The organism is Pseudomonas sp. GM41(2012) (genome assembly GCF_000282315.2).
Lineage (GTDB): Bacteria > Pseudomonadota > Gammaproteobacteria > Pseudomonadales > Pseudomonadaceae > Aquipseudomonas.
The window spans coordinates 176686-194082 of the sequence record NZ_AKJN02000008.1; the positions used below are offsets into that span (position 1 = coordinate 176686).

Consider the following 17397-nt stretch of genomic DNA (forward strand, 5'->3'; position numbering starts at 1 on the left):
CAGTCATTCCGGCGCTGCGCATCGCGCCTTTTTCTTCCACTGTCGGTTCATAACAAAACGGGAGCCTGCCCCATGGCTGAAATCCTTTCGCTGCACGACGCGGTGAAGCAATTCGTTAACGACGGCGATACCGTCGCGCTCGAAGGCTTCACTCACCTGATCCCTACGGCGGCGGGTCACGAAATCATTCGTCAGAGCAAGAAAGACCTGACCCTGGTGCGGATGACGCCTGACCTGATCTACGACCAGTTGATCGGCGCCGGTTGTGCTCGCAAGCTGATTTTCTCTTGGGGCGGAAACCCGGGCGTCGGTTCGCTGCATCGCCTGCGTGACGCCGTCGAGAAGCAGTGGCCGCACGCGCTGGAAATCGAAGAACACAGCCACGCCGACCTGGCCAATGCCTACGTCGCTGGCGCTTCCGGCCTACCGTTCGCGGTGCTGCGTGCCTACGCCGGCTCTGACCTGCCGAAGGTCAACCCGCTGATCAAAACCGTCACCTGCCCATTCACCGGTGAAGTATTGGCGGCCGTGCCTTCGGTGCGCCCGGACATCACCGTGATTCACGCGCAGAAAGCCGACCGCAAAGGCAACGTGTTGCTGTGGGGCATTCTCGGCGTGCAGAAAGAAGCGGCACTGGCTGCCAAACGCTGCATCGTCACCGTCGAAGAAATCGTCGACGACCTCAATGCACCGATGAACTCCTGCGTTCTGCCGACCTGGGCCTTGAGCGCGGTCTGCCATGTCCCTGGCGGCGCGCATCCGTCTTACGCTCACGGCTACAACGAACGTGATAACCGGTTCTACCAGGCTTGGGACCCGATTGCCCGCGACCGTGAAACCTTCACCGCGTGGATCAACGAGTACATCCACGGCTGCGCTGACTTCAGCGAGTTCCAGGCCAAACTGGCCGCTGCTTCGGAGGCCAAGTAATGACTTACACCACCAATGAAATGATGACCGTCGCCGCTGCCCGCCGTTTGAAAAACGGTTCGGTGTGTTTCGTCGGCATCGGCCTGCCGTCGAAAGCCGCCAACCTGGCGCGTCTGACTTCCTCGCCGGACGTCGTCCTTATCTACGAATCGGGTCCGATCGGTGCCAAGCCGAGCGTACTGCCGCTGTCGATCGGTGACGGTGAGCTGGCGGAAACCGCTGACACTGTCGTCCCGACCGGTGAGATTTTTCGCTATTGGTTGCAGGGCGGGCGCATCGACGTTGGTTTCCTCGGTGCCGCGCAAGTCGACCGTTTCGGCAACATCAACACCACCGTGGTCGGCGATTACCATCAGCCGAAAGTCCGTCTGCCGGGTGCCGGCGGTGCGCCGGAGATCGCTGGCTCGGCCAAAAGCGTGCTGATCATTCTCAAGCAGTCGGCGCGTTCCTTTGTCGACAAGCTCGACTTCATTACTTCGGTCGGCCATGGCGAGGGCGGTGATTCGCGCAAGCGTCTCGGCCTGCCGGGCGCCGGTCCGGTCGGCATCATTACCGACCTGTGCATCATGGAACCGGAAGCCGGCACCCATGAATTCGTGGTCACCGCTCTGCACCCAGGCGTGACCCGGGAGCAAGTGACTGCCGCCACCGGTTGGGCGATTCGTTTTGCCGAGCACGTTGAAAACACTGCCGAGCCGACCGAAGTCGAACTGAAGGCGCTGCGTGATCTGGAAGCCCGCACTGCCGCGGCCCACGGCCAAGCACCGGGAGAAGCATGATGCGTGACGTTTATATCTGCGACGCGATTCGCACCCCCATCGGCCGTTTCGGCGGAGGCCTGTCGGCGGTTCGCGCCGACGATCTGGCCGCCGTGCCAATCAAGGCGCTGATGGAGCGCAACCCGTCGGTGGACTGGAGCGCAGTGGACGAGGTGTTCCTCGGTTGCGCCAACCAGGCCGGCGAAGACAACCGCAACGTGGCGCGCATGGCGCTGTTGCTGGCGGGCCTGCCGGAAACCATTCCGGGCGTGACCCTCAATCGCCTCTGCGCCTCGGGTATGGACGCGATCGGCACTGCCTTCCGCGCCATCGCCAGTGGCGAGATGGAGCTGGCAATTGCTGGCGGCGTCGAGTCGATGTCCCGCGCACCGTTCGTTATGGGCAAAGCGGATGCGGCGTTCTCGCGCAACATGAAGCTGGAAGACACCACCATCGGCTGGCGCTTTATCAATCCGTTGATGAAAGCCCAATACGGCGTGGATGCGATGCCGCAGACCGGCGATAACGTGGCTGACGATTACGAAATTTCCCGCGAGGATCAGGACGCTTTCGCACTGCGCAGTCAGCAGCGGACTGCCGCCGCGCAGGCCGCAGGATTTTTCGCCGAAGAAATCGTTGAAGTGCGCATTGCCCACAAGAAGGGTGAAAGTATCGTCAGCCAGGATGAGCATCCGCGCGGCGACACTTCACTGGAAGTCCTGGCCAAACTCAAACCGGTCAATGGTCCGGACAAGACCGTCACCGCCGGCAACTCCTCGGGTGTGAACGACGGTGCGGCGGCGTTGATCCTGGCGTCCGCCGAAGCGGTGAAGAAACACGGCCTGACCGCCCGCGCCAAAGTGCTGGGCATGTCGAGCGCCGGTGTCGCCCCTCGGGTGATGGGCATTGGCCCGGTGCCGGCGGTGCGCAAACTGACCGAGCGCCTCGGCCTGGCCGTCAGCGATTTCGACGTGATCGAACTCAACGAAGCCTTCGCCAGCCAGGGTTTGGCGGTGCTGCGTGAACTGGGGCTGGCGGACGATGCGGCCCAGGTCAATCCGAACGGTGGCGCCATTGCCTTGGGCCATCCGTTGGGCATGAGCGGCGCCCGCCTGGTACTGACCGCGCTGCATCAGCTGGAAAAGACCGGTGGCAAGAAAGGTCTGGCGACCATGTGCGTCGGCGTTGGCCAAGGTCTGGCCCTGGCGATCGAACGGGTCTGACACGCGGCGTGACTAATAAGAACTGAGGAAATGCTCCATGACTGACAAGCCTGGTTACCGCCGCCCGCAAGAGGGCACCCAGCCGGACTACCTGCACCCGGCCTATCAATCCACCAACCGTCGCTCGCCGTCCAAGCCGTTGGTGTTTTTGCCCCATTCGTTGTCGGAAATTACCGGTCCGACTATCGGTGCCGAGCGCATTCAAGCGCAGGACAACGACCTGACTGCCCAGCACAAGGGCGAGCCACTGGGCGAGCGCATCATCATTCACGGCCGCGTGCTGGATGAAAACGGTTTGCCGGTGCCGGGGATTCTGGTGGAGATCTGGCAGGCCAACGCCGCCGGTCGCTACAACCATGATCGCGACCTGCACGATGCACCGCTGGACCCGAATTTCACCGGCACCGGCCGCACCGTGACCGACGCCGATGGCTGGTACCAATTCCAGACCATCAAGCCCGGCGCCTATCCGTGGGGCAACCACCACAACGCATGGCGCCCGGCGCACATCCATTTCTCACTGTTCGGGCCGAGTATTCTGACGCGCCTGGTCACTCAGATGTATTTTCCGGGCGATCCGCTGCTGGCGTATGACCCGATCTACAACTGCGTACCGGACACCAGCGCCAAAGAGCGTCTGATCGCCAGTTTCGACCTGGAAAAAACCATCCCTTCCTATGCCCTCGGTTATCGCTGGGACATCGTCTTGCGCGGCCGCGAAGCCACGCCGATGGAGAAATAAGATGACGCTGAACGCGACCACGTCCCACACCGTCGGGCCGTATTACCACATTGGCTTGACCTGGCTGAACCGCGAAAACCTGACCGTCGAACAAACCCTCGGCGAGCGCGTGGCGATCACCGGGCAAGTGATCGATGGCAACGGCGACGTCGTCAACGACGCGATGCTGGAAGTCTGGCAGGCCAACGCCGCCGGCAAGTATGACCACCCCGAAGACGATCAGGACAAACCCCTGGACCCGAACTTCGAAGGGTTTGGCCGGGTGCCGGTGGATGCCGAAGGGCGCTTTCGTTTCACCACGATCAAGCCGGGCACGGTTGAAGGCTTGAAAGGCTCGACTCAGGCGCCGCACCTGGTGGTGCTGGTGTTTGCTCGCGGGTTGGTGAAGCACTTGCTGACGCGGATTTACTTTGACGGCGAACCGGCCAACGTGGCGGATCCGCTGTTGGAATGTGTGCCGGCTGAACGTCGCAGCACCTTGCTGGCGAAGCAGGATGCGTCCGGTGTGTACCAGTGGAATGTGATCCTGCAAGGCACCGACGCCGAGACAGTGTTCTTCGACTATTGAGCGAACACACAACACCTGTGGGAGCGAGCCTGCTCGCGATTGCAGTGTGTCATTCAGCATTGATGGCACTGATACACCGCAATCGCGAGCAGGCTCACTCCTACAGGGGATCGCGTTGCTGATGTAACTGTGGAACGGGACTGTTGCAAAGTGTGTCTAGACTTTCACAGTCCCCATTGAGTAAAAAACAATGACAACTAACACCGCTACTACAGCCCTCTACACCGGCGAAGAGCGCAGTAAAAGGATCTTCGCGATTGTCGGCGCCTCGTCCGGCAACCTCGTCGAATGGTTCGACTTCTACGTCTATGCCTTCTGCGCGATCTATTTCGCCCCTGCCTTTTTTCCGTCCGATAACCCGACTGTGCAGCTGGTGAATACGGCTGGCGTATTCGCCGCCGGGTTCCTGATGCGGCCCATCGGCGGCTGGATCTTCGGCCGGCTAGCGGACAAGCACGGGCGCAAGAATTCGATGTTGATCTCGATTCTGATGATGTGCTTCGGTTCGTTGCTCATCGCTTGTCTGCCGACCTACAAGGACATCGGCGTCTGGGCGCCGATCATGCTGCTGTTCGCCCGCCTGATTCAGGGGTTGTCGGTGGGCGGTGAGTACGGCACCACCGCGACCTACATGAGTGAAGTGGCCCTCAAGGGCCAGCGCGGTTTCTTCGCCTCGTTCCAATACGTGACGCTGATCGGCGGGCAGTTGCTGGCGGTGTCGCTGGTGGTAATCCTGCAACAGTTCCTCACTGAGGATGATTTGCGCGCCTATGGCTGGCGGATTCCGTTTGTCGTCGGTGCGGCGGCGGCGTTGATTTCGCTGTTCCTGCGCCGTTCGCTCAAGGAAACCACCAGCAAGGAAATGCGCGAAAACAAGGACGCCGGCAGCATCCGTGCGCTGTTCCGCGACCATAAAGCGGCGTTCATCACCGTGCTCGGTTACACCGCTGGTGGCTCGCTGATTTTCTACACCTTCACCACGTACATGCAGAAATATCTTGTGAACACCGCCGGCATGCAGGCCAAGACCGCCAGCTACATCATGACCGGCGCGCTGTTCCTTTATATGTGCATGCAGCCGCTGTTCGGCATGCTCGCGGACAAGATCGGCCGACGTAACTCGATGCTGTGGTTCGGCGCTCTGGGGACGTTGTGCACCGTGCCGATCCTGCTGAGCCTGAAAAGCGTCAGCAGTCCGTTTCTGGCCTTTGTGCTGATTACCGTGGCACTGGCGATCGTCAGCTTTTACACCTCCATCAGTGGCTTGGTAAAAGCCGAAATGTTCCCGCCGGAAGTGCGCGCATTGGGCGTCGGCCTGGCTTATGCGGTGGCGAATGCAATCTTCGGTGGTTCGGCGGAATATGTGGCTCTGAGCCTCAAGGCCGGGGGCATGGAAAACTCCTTCTACTGGTACGTGACGGTGATGATGGCGGTGGCGTTCCTGTTCAGCCTGCGCTTGCCGAAACAGGCGAAGTATTTGGAAAACGACCTTTGATCTTTACCCGTGGGCCTGACCGGCCCACGCCTCCAGGGACTGTTTATGAACGAGCGACCGGGCAATCAATTGTTTGATGCCTATTTCACTGCCCGCGACATGCGTGAGGTGTTCTGCGATCAGGGTCGGGTTCAAGCGATGCTTGATTTCGAAGCGGCGCTGGCTCGGGCCGAGGCGCGAGTCGGGCTGATTCCGCAAACGGCTGTCGCGCCGATTGAAGCGGCCTGTCAGGCTGGGCATTACGACTTCGCGGCTCTCGGCGAGGCGATTGCCACGGCCGGTAATTCGGCCATTCCGTTGGTCAAGGCATTGGGTAAACAGATCGCGGCGAACCATGCCGAAGCCGAGCGCTATGTGCATCTGGGCGCTACCAGCCAGGACGTGATGGACACCGGTCTGGTGTTGCAACTGCGTGGGGCGCTGGAGCTGATCGAAAACGATCTGGCGCAACTGGGCGAAACGCTGGCGACCCAGGCGTTGCGCTACGTCGCCACACCGCTGGCCGGGCGCACCTGGTTACAGCACGCGACACCCGTCACCCTCGGCATGAAAATCGCCGGTTGGCTGGGCGCTGTCACTCGCAGCCGTCAACGTCTGCAACAACTCAAACCGCGACTGCTGGTGCTGCAATTCGGCGGCGCTTCTGGAACCCTCGCGGCCCTCGGCGAGCAGGCGATGCCGATTGCCCACGCGCTGGCTGAAGAATTGAAACTGACATTGCCGGATCAACCTTGGCACACCCAGCGAGATCGCTTGGTGGAGTTCGGCTCGGTACTGGGATTGATCGCCGGCAGCCTCGGTAAACTCGGCCGTGACATCAGCCTGTTGATGCAGACCGAAGCCGCTGAAGTGTTCGAACCTTCCGCACCGGGCAAGGGCGGCTCTTCGACCATGCCGCACAAACGCAACCCGGTGGGCGCGGCGGTGTTGATCGGTGCTGCGACGCGCGTTCCGGGTTTGCTCTCGACGCTATTCAGCGCCATGCCTCAAGAACACGAGCGCAGCCTGGGCCTGTGGCATGCCGAGTGGGAAACCCTGCCGGAGATTTGCTGCCTGGTGTCCGGCAGCTTGAAACAAGCGTTGCTGGTGACGGATGGGCTGGAAGTGGACGCCGAGCGCATGGCCCGCAACCTCGATCTGACCCAGGGCCTGGTGCTTGCCGAAGCGGTGAGCATCGTCCTCGCCCAACGGGTCGGCCGCGACACTGCGCACCATTTGCTGGAGCAATGCTGCAAGCGCGCAGTGGCTGAACAACGTCATCTGCGTGCAGTGCTCGGCGACGAACCGCAAGTAACCGCCGAACTCTCGCCTGCTGAACTCGATCATCTGCTGGACCCCGCCCATTACCTCGGTCAGGCCCATACCTGGGTCGAGCGAGCGGTGGCTGAACATTCTGCGTTGACTGCCTGAAGGAGATTGCTGTGGCTTTCGTACAACTCGCCGAGGGCGAACTACATTACCAACTTGATGGCCCGGCAGATGCGCCGGTGCTGGTGCTGTCCAACTCGCTGGGCACCGACCTGCACATGTGGGATGCGCAGATTGCGGCGTTCACCGAGCATTTTCGCGTGCTGCGTTTCGACACCCGAGGGCATGGCCAATCGCTGGTCACGCCGGGGCCGTACAACATCGAGCAACTGGGCCATGACGTGCTGGCGCTGCTGGATGCGTTGCACATCGAACGCGCGCATTTCTGCGGTCTGTCCATGGGCGGGCTGATTGGCCAGTGGCTGGGGATCAACGCGGGTGATCGCCTGAACAAACTGGTGGTGTGCAACACCGCGGCGAAAATCGGCGATCCGTCGGTGTGGAACCCGCGCATTGAAACCGTGCTGCGTGACGGTCCGGCCGCCATGGTCGCGCTACGTGATGCGTCGATTGCGCGCTGGTTCACCGCGGATTTTGCTGAAGCCAATCCTGCTGCCGCGAAAAAAATTACGGACATGCTCGCGGCCACCTCGCCTGAAGGCTATGCCGCGAACTGTGCCGCCGTGCGCGATGCCGATTTCCGCGATCAGCTGTCCTCGATCAAGGTGCCGCTGCTGGTCATCGCCGGCACCGAAGACGCGGTCACGCCGCCGTCCGGCGGGCACTTCATTCAGGAACACGTGCAGGGCGCCGAGTACGCCGAGTTCTATGCAGCGCACCTGTCCAACGTTCAGGCCGGTGCTGCGTTCAGCGAGCGCGTGTTGGCGTTTTTGTCAGCTCATTAAGGGGATTGTTGTGGACGAGAAACAACGTTACGACGAGGGCCTGAAAGTCCGTCGCGCGGTACTCGGCGACGCCCACGTCGACCGCAGCCTGAATGCGCTGACCGAGTTCAACTCGGAGTTTCAGGAGATGATCACCCGTCACGCCTGGGGCGACATCTGGACCCGTCCGGGGCTGCCGCGTCACACCCGCAGTCTGATCACCATCGCTATGCTGATCGGCATGAACCGCAATGAAGAACTCAAACTGCACCTGCGCGCCGCCGCCAACAACGGCGTGACCCGCGGCGAGATCAAGGAAGTGATCATGCAGAGCGCGATCTACTGCGGCATTCCCGCAGCGAACGCGACGTTCCACCTGGCGGAGTCGGTGTGGGATGAGCTTGGCGTCGAATCGCGGGAGTAGAGTAAGGGCTTCAAAAAAGATCGCAGCCTGCGGCAGCTCCTACAGGGGAATGCGTACACCTGTAGGAGCTGCCGCAGGCTGCGATCTTTTGATCTTCAAACCGTGGCGACGATGAAGATTCGCTTGAACGGAAACAACGTGTGCCCGTCAATCTCCGGCGGGTAATGCGCATGCACGCGCATCAGGTAGTGGTAGATGAACCGCGCCTGTTCATCGTCCTTCAGACCCTGCATCACCGGCCGCAGCGCCGAGACTTTGACCCAGTCATAGATCGGCGACTTGCCGTCGACAACCTGTAGCTGTTCGGTCTCCCAGATATCCAGTGTCCGGGTGATCGGCGAGAGCAATCGGTAGTAACTTTCCAAAGACAACAACGGCCGCGCCGCCATGGCCTCGCGTAACTGCGGGGTGCCGAGTGGTTCGCCTCCGGGGCCTGCTTCTTCAAGGGTGTCGAGCATCAGTTGGTACCACAGCGCATCCCGCCAGTCGGGCATGTGTGCGGCCAGGCATCCACCCGGATTGAGCTGGCCGAGCAGTCGCGGCAACAACTGTTCGTGACCGCTGACGAAGTGCAGTACGGCGGCGGCGAACAGCAGGTCCGCCGGTTGTTCGGGTTGCCAGTTGAGTAGATTGCAGTGTTTCCACGACGCCTTGATCGGCAGACAACGGGCTTCGTCCAGCATTTGCTCCGAACTGTCGATGCCCTGCAACTGCGCGCGAGGCCAACGCTTGGCCAATTGTTGCGTGGCGATGCCGGTGCCGCATCCCAGGTCGTAGATGCGCTTGGGCTGTTTGAGTTCGACACGGTCGAGCAATTCATTGACCGGTCGTTGCCTGAGGCGGGAAAACTGCTGGTACGCCTTGGCGTCCCAGTCGATACAGGCTTTCCCTGCCGATTCAAGTTTGACGCTCATGAGGTGATCCTCTCTGGCGGTTACAGTTGCCTTCCAATGACGTTCAGTGTTTTCAGGACGACCGCCACGCCTTTGCGCGTGTCCGGGTCGTTCAGCAGTTTGAGCAGCGCATAGGCACCCGGCGGCTCGGGGGCGGCGGCGACCTCGGCCTTCGCCAGGCGCACGGCGTTACTGACGGTCCAGGTGGCCGCCGTCGCGTTTTCGAACAGCCGCGCCAGTTTTTCCACCATCGCTGCGTCCAACAGGTCGGTCATGTCCGAGACCAGCGATAGCACATCGACAATGTTGTCCAGCCGACCGCCGTCGATCAGCGGCTGGAGTTTCGCCATCAAGGCGGCGAGTCCTGGTGTTGCGGGCATGCCGGCAGCGCTGGCCGCCAGGGTTTCATCTGATAGGTTCGTCATTGTTTACTCCTCCCTGAGCGGATCAAAGCATTCCACGGGCAACCGCCCAGTAGAGGCCACGATTGAAACCATTTCTCAGCAGACCGCCGAGTTTGGTCGGCGGTGTCGGCAGGACGTCATGGGCGTAGTCGTACCACAGCGGCATCCCGGCGTTGAGACCCATCTGCGCCACGGCCTGAACCCTTCCGTCGTAGACGCTGTTGGGCGCGCCGAGGCGAATCTCGGCAGCAATGTTGTTGGCGATGACCGGCGCCTGGTTATGGCAGGCACCACCGGCCTTGCTCACCGGCAGATCGACGGTGTCGCCAATCACATAGACGTGTTCCAGGCCGTAGACCTGCAGGGTCTCGTGGTGCGTCGGCAACCAACCTTCGTTGTTGGGCGCCTGGGACACTCCGGACTCCAGCACCGCATCGACGGCGCGGATCGGCGGTGTCGCCATCAGGATGTCGAAGGGTTGCTCTTCGCCTTCCTCGGAGTAGGCGATTTTTCGTTCGGGATCGACACGGCTGAGGGTGAAGCCGCGTTGGAAGCGGATGTTTTTCTGCTCGAAAATGCCGGGCAGGATTTCCCCGGTGGGGCGTTGCAGGAACAGGCAGTTACGCAGTAGCTGAGCCGTGGTCGGGTAGGTGTAGACGATTTCCACCTGGTTCCGCACGCCCCGACGACGCAGCAAGTCGTCGAGCATCAACGTCGTTTCTACCGGCGCAATGCCGCATTGGTGCGGCACGTTGGGTGTCTGCGGGAAAGACACCGTGATGAAGATCCGGCCTTTTTTGATCGTACTCAGACGTTCTGCCAACTGGCGGGCGGGCTGATATTGGTAGAAGTGGTCGCCGGCTTCTTTCAAGCCCTCGATGCGCTCCGGCGCGGGCACGCAACCGGTGGCAATGACCAGAAAGTCATAGCCATAACGCTTGCCGCTGCGGGTTTTCAGGGATTGTCCGGGGAAATCGAAACCCGTGACCTCTTCCACGAAAAAGCTGATTTCCGGGCGCAACAGTGAACGTTCCGGGCGCTTGAGTTCTTCTTCAAAGAACTGATTGAACGCCACGTACATGAACGCAGGTTTGTAGTAGTGATCGGGGGAATTGGACAGTAGGGCAATCGAGACTTCGCCGCGCAGGATTTCTGGATACAGCTTGCTGGCCAGTTGATTGGCCAACATGGTTCCACCTACGCCGCCACCGACGATAACTATTCGCTTGCTCATACCTGACCTCCGTGGTCATGGCAGCTTCGCGTACAGCATCCGGAGATAACGGAAGGAAAAAGGGGCTCCTACATCAGGATGGAGAATTAAACACGCTTCTTGACTGTATGCGCCCCTGTGCAAAGCGCCAGTGTGTACCGACCGGTGGTGAGAGGCAGGCGACCGTTTTCGTCCTGCGGTCGCTGCCTGAGTTGCGCTATAGCAAGCTGATCGGATAGCTGACGATCACCCGGTTCTCATCGAACTCGTTGTTGCTGAAGTCACGGCGAATGGTCGAGTTTCGCCATTTGACGTTGAGGTCTTTGAGCGCGCCGCTCTGCACGGTGTAGCCCAGTTCGCTTTCGCGGCCCCATTCCTTGCCGTCGGTGATGGTGCCGGTGTGCACGTTGTCGCCGCTGATGTAACGGTTCATCAGGGTCAGGCCGGGAATGCCAAGGGCGACGAAGTTGTAGTCATGCCGTACCTGCCAGGATTTTTCTTTCGCATTGTCATAACTGGCGTTGTAACTGTCGTTGGCCAGGGTGCCACCGCTGGTGCCGTTGACCCGCATCCAGGCGTTGTCGCCGGTGAGTTTTTGCAGGCCGACATAGAAGGTGTTGCCGCCGTATTTGGCCGAGAACAGGCCCGACCAGGTCTTGTTGTCCAGCTCGCCGGCCCGGGCGCTGCCGTCATCCTTGCCATAGAAGAAACCGAGGTTGGCGCCCAGGGTCCAGTCGCCAATGGGCTGGCTGTGGATCAGATTCACGTATTGCTGGCTGTAGATGTCCTTGAGTTCGGCGTTCCACACACTGATCTGGGTGCGCTTCTCGTTGAAGGCGTATTCGCCGCCCTGAAAGTTGAAGCGGTCGGAGGTGAACGCTGGTTTTCCGGTCATCGACATGTCGTTCATGCTGCTGTCGTCGCGCGGGCTGTTGGCGCGGAACTGGCCGCCGTAGAGCGTCAGGCCGTTGATTTCCTTCGAGGTGATCTGGCCGCCACGGAAGGTTTGCGGCAGGGAACGACCGTCGTCCGAACGCAGGATCGGCAGCACCGGCATCCATTCGCCCACCTTCACTTCGGTCTGCGACAGCTTGGCCTTCAACGCCACGTTGGTGCGACCGAAGTTGTCCGCCGGGCGACCGTCGTGATCCAGCGGCAGCAACTGCGTACCGCCGGTGCCTTTACCGCCGTCGAGTTTCACCGAGTACAGCCCCAGCACATCCATGCCGAACCCGACGGTGCCCTGGGTGAACCCGGACTTGGCGTCGAGGATGAAGCTTTGCGTCCACTCTTCTGCCTTGCCCTGGGCTTTGGTCGGGTTGGTGAAATTGCGATTGATGTAGAAGTTGCGCAGGTTCAGGTTGACCTTGGCACCTTCGACAAAGCCTGACTCCTCGGCCATGGCGGGCAGAGCCGTACTGGCCAGTGCGACGGCGAGTAGGCTGGGGAACAAGTATTGCGTGCTGGAAGGTGTCATGTGTGCGGGTCTCTCTAGTTTTTAGGTGTGAAACGGGGCGCTGCCGCAACCTTGGGGTTGCAGACAAGAATTCTGAATTCGGGATAAAAACGAATGGGATCAGCCGGACAGGGCAGGACGCGGGGGCATGGTGTCGAACCTGTTGTTATTGGTCTTGTGCGACGAATGGTGCGGGGGATGGGCGGGAGGGTTCAATCGGGGAAAGCGGGTTTTGGGCGATTATCGAACATAAGATTGGCTGGGGATTTGTGTTGTTTGGGCGGGCCTCATCGTCGGAACGCCGCCCGGAGCCGGCTCACTCCCACAGTTGATCTCTGCCGGTCATCAATATTGTGTTCAACCTAGATCTCCTGTGGGAGTGAGCCTGCTCGCGATGAGGCCAGTCCTGGCGCCACAATTTTCCTGCAGACAACAAAAAGCCCACCAATCGGTGGGCTTCTTGTTTTACAGCGCTATCAAAACAACTTCAGCTTCGGCGCTTCTTCTTTCAACGGCTCGTTCTTCGCCGTCTGCTCGTTCCAGCCACCGCCGAGTGCCTTGTACAGATTGACGGCACTGACCAGTTGCGCCAGACGGTCGGTGATCAATACCTGTTCGGCACTGAACAGCTGACGCTGGGCATCGAGGAAGGTCAGGTTGCTGTCGACACCAATGCGATAACGACGCTCGGCCAGACGGTAGTAGTCCTGGTTCGCGGTGACGAAATCACGCTGGGCCTGCAACTGATCGGTGTAGGTCTGGCGCGCGGCCAGGCCGTCGGCGACTTCCTGGAAGGCCGTTTGAATGGACTTCTCGTAGTTCGCCACGCCGATGTCTTTCTGGATTTTTGAATAATCCAGGCTGGCGCGCAGGCTGCCGGCGTTGAAGATCGGCAGGTTGATCTGCGGCTGGAACAACCAGGTACCCGAACCGCCCTTGAACAGACCGGACAGATCCGGGCTCAGGGTCCCGGCGTTGGCCGTCAGGCTGATGCTCGGGAAGAACGCGGCCCGCGCCGCGCCGATGTTGGCGTTGGCGGCTTTCAGGTTGTATTCGGCCTGAAGGATGTCCGGACGGCGTTGCAGCAAGTCCGATGGCAGACCGGCCGGCACTTCGCTCAGCAGGTCGTCAGCCAATGGCTTGGCCGCTTGCAGATTGGCCGGGACACCAGTGCCGAGCAGCAACACCAGGCTGTTTTCATCCTGGGCGACTTGACGGGTGTACTTGGCCAATTGCGCGCGGGCGTTTTCCACCGAGGTACGCGACTGGGCCAGGTCCAGCGCCGAGGCGACACCCACTTCGTTGCTGCGGGCGGTGAGCTTGTAGCTCTCCTCGAACGCACCCAGGGTGTCCTGGGTCAGTTTCAGCAGTTCCTTGTCGGCCTGCCAGGTCAGGTAGGCATTGGCCACACTGGCCACCAGGCTGATCTGGGTACTGCGTCGTGCTTCTTCGGTGGCGAAGTACTTCTGCAGGGCTTCTTCGCTCAGGCTGCGAACCCGACCGAACAGGTCGAGTTCATAGGCGCTGATGCCGACCGTCGCCGAGTAGGAACTGGTGATGTCCGCTTGGCCGGTCTGCGAGGCCCGGGCCGGGACCCGCTGACGGCTGCCGGTGCCGTTGGCCGACACGGCCGGGAACAGATCGGCACGCTGGATGCGGTATTGAGCCGCAAAGGCGTCGATGTTCAACGCAGCGACACGCAGGTCACGGTTGTTTTCCAGGGCGACCTGGATCAGTTGTTGCAGCGCCGGGTCATGGAAAAACTGCTTCCAGCCCTGTTCGGCGGCAGCCTGGGCAGGCGCCTGGGCCGGCGAATATGCCGGGCCTTGCGGGTACTGGCCCGCCACCGGTGCTTCAGGCTGCTGATAATCGGGTATCAGCGAGCAGCCACCGAGCACGAAGGCGGCAACAGCCAGGGAAAGTAGCGACTTGCTCATAAGCCAGCCTCTTTAGAAGGTTCTAGAGCGTCGTCCTGGTCAGCGATTTTGCGCTGCCCCATGGCCGACACGGTGACGAAAAACAGCGGGACCCAGAATATCGCCAAAACGGTGGCGGTGATCATACCGCCAATCACCACGGTACCGATGGCGTGTTGGCTACCCGAGCCGGCGCCAGTGGAAATGGCCAGCGGCACGACGCCGAGGACAAACGCCAGGGAGGTCATGATGATCGGACGCAAACGCATGCGGCAAGCCTCGATGGCGGCCTCCTGCAAGCTCTTGCCCTGTTCATGCAGGTCTTTGGCGAACTCGACGATCAGAATGGCGTTTTTCGCTGCCAGACCAATGGTGGTCAACAGACCCACCAGGAAGTACACGTCGTTGGACAGACCGCGCAAGCTGGTTGCCATCAAGGCACCGATAATCCCCAATGGCACCACGAGCACCACCGCAATCGGAATCGACCAGCTTTCATACAGCGCGGCCAGACACAGGAACACCATCAGGATCGACAACGCGAACAGCGCCGGCGCCTGCGAACCCGCCAGTCGTTCTTCGTACGACAGGCCGGTCCAGGAAATACCGACACCGGCCGGCAGTTTCTGGGCCAGGGCTTCGACTTCGGCCATGGCTTCACCGGTGGAATAGCCGGGTGCCGGGGCACCGAGGATTTCCATCGCTTCTACGCCGTTATAACGCGACAGCTTCGGCGCACCGTATATCCACTCACCCTTGGCGAATGCGGAGAATGGAACCATGGTGCCGGCGCTGTTGCGTACGTACCATTTCTTCACGTCTTCAGGGCTCATGCGCGCGCCCGGCTGGCCTTGCACGTAAACCTTCTTCACCCGACCGCGGTCGATGAAGTCGTTGACGTAGCTACTGCCCAGCGCAATCGACAGGGTGCTGTTGATGTCGGCGATGGTAATGCCCAGGGCACTGGCCTTCTCGTCATCGATTTCCAGTTGGTATTGCGGTTCGTCGTTCAGACCGTTCGGGCGGACCTGCGACAGCACCTTGCTCTGCGCCGCCATACCGAGGAACTGGTTGCGTGCAGCCATCAGTGCGTCGTGACCGATACCGGCACGGTCTTGCAGGAACACGTCGAAACCGGTGGCGTTACCCAGTTCCAGCACCGCCGGAGGTGCGAACGCAAACACCATGGCATCACGGAAGGTGAAGAAATGCTGTTGGGCACGGGCCGCGACTTTGAACACGCTGTTCTCGGCGTTACGTTCGTCCCACGGTCTGAGCATGATGAACGCCATACCCGAACTCTGACCACGGCCGGCGAAGTTGAAGCCGGTCACGGTAAACACCGAGGCCACCGCGTCACCTTCACCGCCGTCCTTGCCCGGACGCAGCAGGAACTCACGCATCTCGTCCACGACCACTTGCGTGCGCTGGGAACTGGAACCGGCCGGGGTTTGCACCTGGGCAAACAGTACACCTTGGTCTTCTTCCGGCAGGAACGCGGATGGAATACGCAGGAACAACCAGATCATGCCGACGACGATGATCACGTACACCAGCAGATACGGCACCTTGTTGCGCAGAATGTTGCCAACGCCGCGCTCGTAGCTTTTCACGCTACGGTCGAAGTTGCGGTTGAACCAGCCGAAAAATCCGCGTTTCGGGACGCCGTGCTCACCCTTGGGAATCGCTTTGAGCATGGTGGCGCAGAGCGCCGGGGTAAAGATCAGTGCGACCAGTACCGACAGGGCCATGGCCGAGACGATGGTGATCGAGAACTGCTTGTAGATCACACCGGTGGAACCGCCGAAGAATGCCATCGGCAACAGTACCGCCGAGAGCACCAGGGCAATACCGACCAGTGCACCCTGGATCTGCCCCATGGATTTCTTGGTGGCCTCCTTGGGTGACAGGCCTTCTTCGCTCATGACCCGTTCGACGTTCTCCACCACGACGATGGCGTCGTCCACCAGCAAACCGATGGCCAGCACCATACCGAACATGGTCAGGGTGTTGATGCTGAAACCGAACGCCGCGAGGATCCCGAAGGTCCCCAGCAATACGACGGGCACGGTCATCGTGGTGATGACGGTGGCGCGGAAGTTTTGCAGGAACAGGAACATCACCAGGAACACCAGCACGATCGCTTCGACCAGGGTTTCAACCACACCCTTGATCGACTCGGTCACCACCGGCGTGGTGTCGTACGGGAATACCACTTCCATCCCTTGCGGGAAGAACGGCTTGAGGGATTCGATGGTCTTGCGCAGTGCTTTTGCTGTGTCGAGGGCGTTGGCACCGTTGGCCAGTTTCACTGCCAGACCGGAGGCCGGGCTGCCGTTGAACTGGGCGCTGATCGAGTAGTTTTCACCACCCAGACCGACATCCGCCACGTCGCCGACACGCACTTGCGAACCATCCTTGTTGACCTTCAGCAGGATGGCCTTGAACTGCTCAGCCGTTTGCAGACGGGTCTTGCCGATGATCGTCGCGTTCAGTTGCTGACCGGCCACGGCAGGCAAGCCACCGAGTTGACCGGACGACACCTGGACGTTTTGCGCGGCGATGGCGGTTTTCACGTCGCCCGGGGTCAGGTTGAAGTTGTTCAACTTGGCCGGGTCGAGCCAGATCCGCATCGCGTACTGGGCACCGAAGACCTGGAAGTCACCCACACCGGCGGTCCGCGAAATCGGGTCCTGCATGTTCGACACGATGTAGTTGGACAGGTCGTCCTTGGTCATGCTGCCGTCGCGCGACACCACGCCGATCACCATCAGGAAGTTTTTCACTGCCTTGGTCACGCGGATACCCTGTTGCTGCACTTCTTGCGGCAGCAGCGGGGTGGCCAGGTTCAGCTTGTTCTGGACCTGAACCTGCGCGGTATCGGAGTTGGTGCCCTGCTCGAAGGTCGCGGTAATGGTCATGCTGCCGTCGGAGTTACTTTCCGAGGAGACATAACGCAGGTTATCGATACCGTTGAGCTGTTGCTCGATCACTTGCACCACAGTGTCCTGCACGGTTTGTGCAGACGCGCCCGGGTAGGTCACAGAGATCGCAATGGCCGGAGGCGCAATGCTCGGGTATTGGTTGATCGGCAGTTTGAGGATCGATAGTGCCCCGACCAGCATGATCACCAGGGCAATTACCCAGGCAAAAATCGGACGGTCGATAAAAAATCTGGACATG

Annotated in this window: 15 protein-coding genes; 9 read left to right on the plus strand and 6 right to left on the minus strand. The window is 60.7% G+C overall.

The genetic code is table 11. The annotated features are described in order from the left end of the window. The first annotated feature begins 72 nt into the window (after window positions 1-72). The 9 genes from PMI27_RS07460 (at window position 73) to pcaC (ending at window position 8332) form a co-directional block, all read left to right on the plus strand. Window positions 73-930: a CoA transferase subunit A gene (locus PMI27_RS07460; RefSeq protein ID WP_008147322.1), complete on the plus strand. Its 858-nt coding sequence runs from the start codon at window positions 73-75 to the stop codon at window positions 928-930. Next, the gene (locus PMI27_RS07455) at window positions 930-1709 is read left to right on the plus strand and encodes a CoA-transferase subunit beta (protein ID WP_008147324.1); all 780 of its coding nucleotides are present in this window, start codon (window positions 930-932) and stop codon (window positions 1707-1709) included. Before PMI27_RS07460 ends, PMI27_RS07455 begins: the two co-directional genes overlap by 1 nt. Then, a complete protein-coding gene (pcaF, locus tag PMI27_RS07450; protein ID WP_177327877.1) occupies window positions 1706-2911 on the plus strand; it encodes a 3-oxoadipyl-CoA thiolase in 1206 nt (401 codons plus the stop codon). The genes PMI27_RS07455 and pcaF overlap by 4 nt, the downstream gene beginning before the upstream one ends. Window positions 2912-2948: 37 nt before the next feature. Next, window positions 2949-3653: a protocatechuate 3,4-dioxygenase subunit beta gene (gene pcaH / locus PMI27_RS07445; RefSeq protein ID WP_008147326.1), complete on the plus strand. Its 705-nt coding sequence runs from the start codon at window positions 2949-2951 to the stop codon at window positions 3651-3653. Between the two features lies 1 nt (window position 3654). Beyond that, a complete protein-coding gene (pcaG, locus tag PMI27_RS07440) occupies window positions 3655-4221 on the plus strand; it encodes a protocatechuate 3,4-dioxygenase subunit alpha (RefSeq protein ID WP_008147328.1) in 567 nt (188 codons plus the stop codon). 190 nt (window positions 4222-4411) lie between these two features. Then, window positions 4412-5716: an MFS family transporter gene (locus tag PMI27_RS07435; RefSeq protein ID WP_008147330.1), complete on the plus strand. Its 1305-nt coding sequence runs from the start codon at window positions 4412-4414 to the stop codon at window positions 5714-5716. 45 nt (window positions 5717-5761) lie between these two features. Then, window positions 5762-7126: a 3-carboxy-cis,cis-muconate cycloisomerase gene (locus PMI27_RS07430; protein WP_008147332.1), complete on the plus strand. Its 1365-nt coding sequence runs from the start codon at window positions 5762-5764 to the stop codon at window positions 7124-7126. A gap of 11 nt (window positions 7127-7137) precedes the next feature. After that, the gene (gene pcaD / locus PMI27_RS07425) at window positions 7138-7929 is read left to right on the plus strand and encodes a 3-oxoadipate enol-lactonase (protein ID WP_008147334.1); all 792 of its coding nucleotides are present in this window, start codon (window positions 7138-7140) and stop codon (window positions 7927-7929) included. Between the two features lie 10 nt (window positions 7930-7939). Beyond that, a complete protein-coding gene (gene pcaC / locus PMI27_RS07420; protein WP_008147336.1) occupies window positions 7940-8332 on the plus strand; it encodes a 4-carboxymuconolactone decarboxylase in 393 nt (130 codons plus the stop codon). A gap of 95 nt (window positions 8333-8427) precedes the next feature. On the opposite strand, the gene PMI27_RS07415 is transcribed toward pcaC, so the two are convergent. The 6 genes from PMI27_RS07415 to emhB all read right to left on the minus strand — a co-directional run bounded on the left by PMI27_RS07415 (window position 8428) and on the right by emhB (window position 17396). Next, a complete protein-coding gene (locus PMI27_RS07415) occupies window positions 8428-9246 on the minus strand; it encodes a methyltransferase domain-containing protein (RefSeq protein WP_008147338.1) in 819 nt (272 codons plus the stop codon). A gap of 20 nt (window positions 9247-9266) precedes the next feature. Continuing rightward, a complete protein-coding gene (locus tag PMI27_RS07410; protein WP_008147341.1) occupies window positions 9267-9650 on the minus strand; it encodes a DUF1641 domain-containing protein in 384 nt (127 codons plus the stop codon). A gap of 22 nt (window positions 9651-9672) precedes the next feature. Next, window positions 9673-10863, minus strand: coding sequence for an NAD(P)/FAD-dependent oxidoreductase (locus PMI27_RS07405; RefSeq protein ID WP_008147344.1), 1191 nt, complete (start codon window positions 10861-10863; stop codon window positions 9673-9675). 196 nt (window positions 10864-11059) lie between these two features. Continuing rightward, window positions 11060-12319 carry an OprD family porin gene (locus PMI27_RS07400; protein WP_008147346.1) on the minus strand — a complete coding sequence of 420 codons (1260 nt, stop codon included), beginning with the start codon at window positions 12317-12319 and terminating at the stop codon, window positions 11060-11062. 455 nt (window positions 12320-12774) lie between these two features. Next, on the minus strand, window positions 12775-14235 hold the full coding sequence (gene emhC / locus PMI27_RS07395; RefSeq protein WP_024164590.1) for an efflux RND transporter outer membrane subunit EmhC: 1461 nt from the start codon (window positions 14233-14235) through the stop codon (window positions 12775-12777). Further along, entirely contained in the window at window positions 14232-17396 is a 3165-nt protein-coding gene (gene emhB, locus PMI27_RS07390; protein WP_008152908.1) for an efflux RND transporter permease subunit EmhB, read from the minus strand. The genes emhC and emhB overlap by 4 nt, the downstream gene beginning before the upstream one ends. Between the last annotated feature and the right edge of the window lies 1 nt (window position 17397).

What these genes read in the sequence shown, in the direction of transcription:
- PMI27_RS07460 (WP_008147322.1), top strand. Translation starts at nt 73, where the DNA reads ATGGCTGAAATCCTTTCGCTGCACGACGCGGTGAAGCAATTCGTTAAC.
- PMI27_RS07455 (WP_008147324.1), top strand. Translation starts at nt 930, where the DNA reads ATGACTTACACCACCAATGAAATGATGACCGTCGCCGCTGCCCGCCGT.
- pcaF (WP_177327877.1), top strand. Translation starts at nt 1,706, where the DNA reads ATGATGCGTGACGTTTATATCTGCGACGCGATTCGCACCCCCATCGGC.
- pcaH (WP_008147326.1), top strand. Translation starts at nt 2,949, where the DNA reads ATGACTGACAAGCCTGGTTACCGCCGCCCGCAAGAGGGCACCCAGCCG.
- pcaG (WP_008147328.1), top strand. Translation starts at nt 3,655, where the DNA reads ATGACGCTGAACGCGACCACGTCCCACACCGTCGGGCCGTATTACCAC.
- PMI27_RS07435 (WP_008147330.1), top strand. Translation starts at nt 4,412, where the DNA reads ATGACAACTAACACCGCTACTACAGCCCTCTACACCGGCGAAGAGCGC.
- PMI27_RS07430 (WP_008147332.1), top strand. Translation starts at nt 5,762, where the DNA reads ATGAACGAGCGACCGGGCAATCAATTGTTTGATGCCTATTTCACTGCC.
- PMI27_RS07415 (WP_008147338.1), bottom strand. Translation starts at nt 9,246, where the DNA reads ATGAGCGTCAAACTTGAATCGGCAGGGAAAGCCTGTATCGACTGGGAC.
- PMI27_RS07410 (WP_008147341.1), bottom strand. Translation starts at nt 9,650, where the DNA reads ATGACGAACCTATCAGATGAAACCCTGGCGGCCAGCGCTGCCGGCATG.
- PMI27_RS07405 (WP_008147344.1), bottom strand. Translation starts at nt 10,863, where the DNA reads ATGAGCAAGCGAATAGTTATCGTCGGTGGCGGCGTAGGTGGAACCATG.
- PMI27_RS07400 (WP_008147346.1), bottom strand. Translation starts at nt 12,319, where the DNA reads ATGACACCTTCCAGCACGCAATACTTGTTCCCCAGCCTACTCGCCGTC.
- emhC (WP_024164590.1), bottom strand. Translation starts at nt 14,235, where the DNA reads ATGAGCAAGTCGCTACTTTCCCTGGCTGTTGCCGCCTTCGTGCTCGGT.
- emhB (WP_008152908.1), bottom strand. Translation starts at nt 17,396, where the DNA reads ATGTCCAGATTTTTTATCGACCGTCCGATTTTTGCCTGGGTAATTGCC.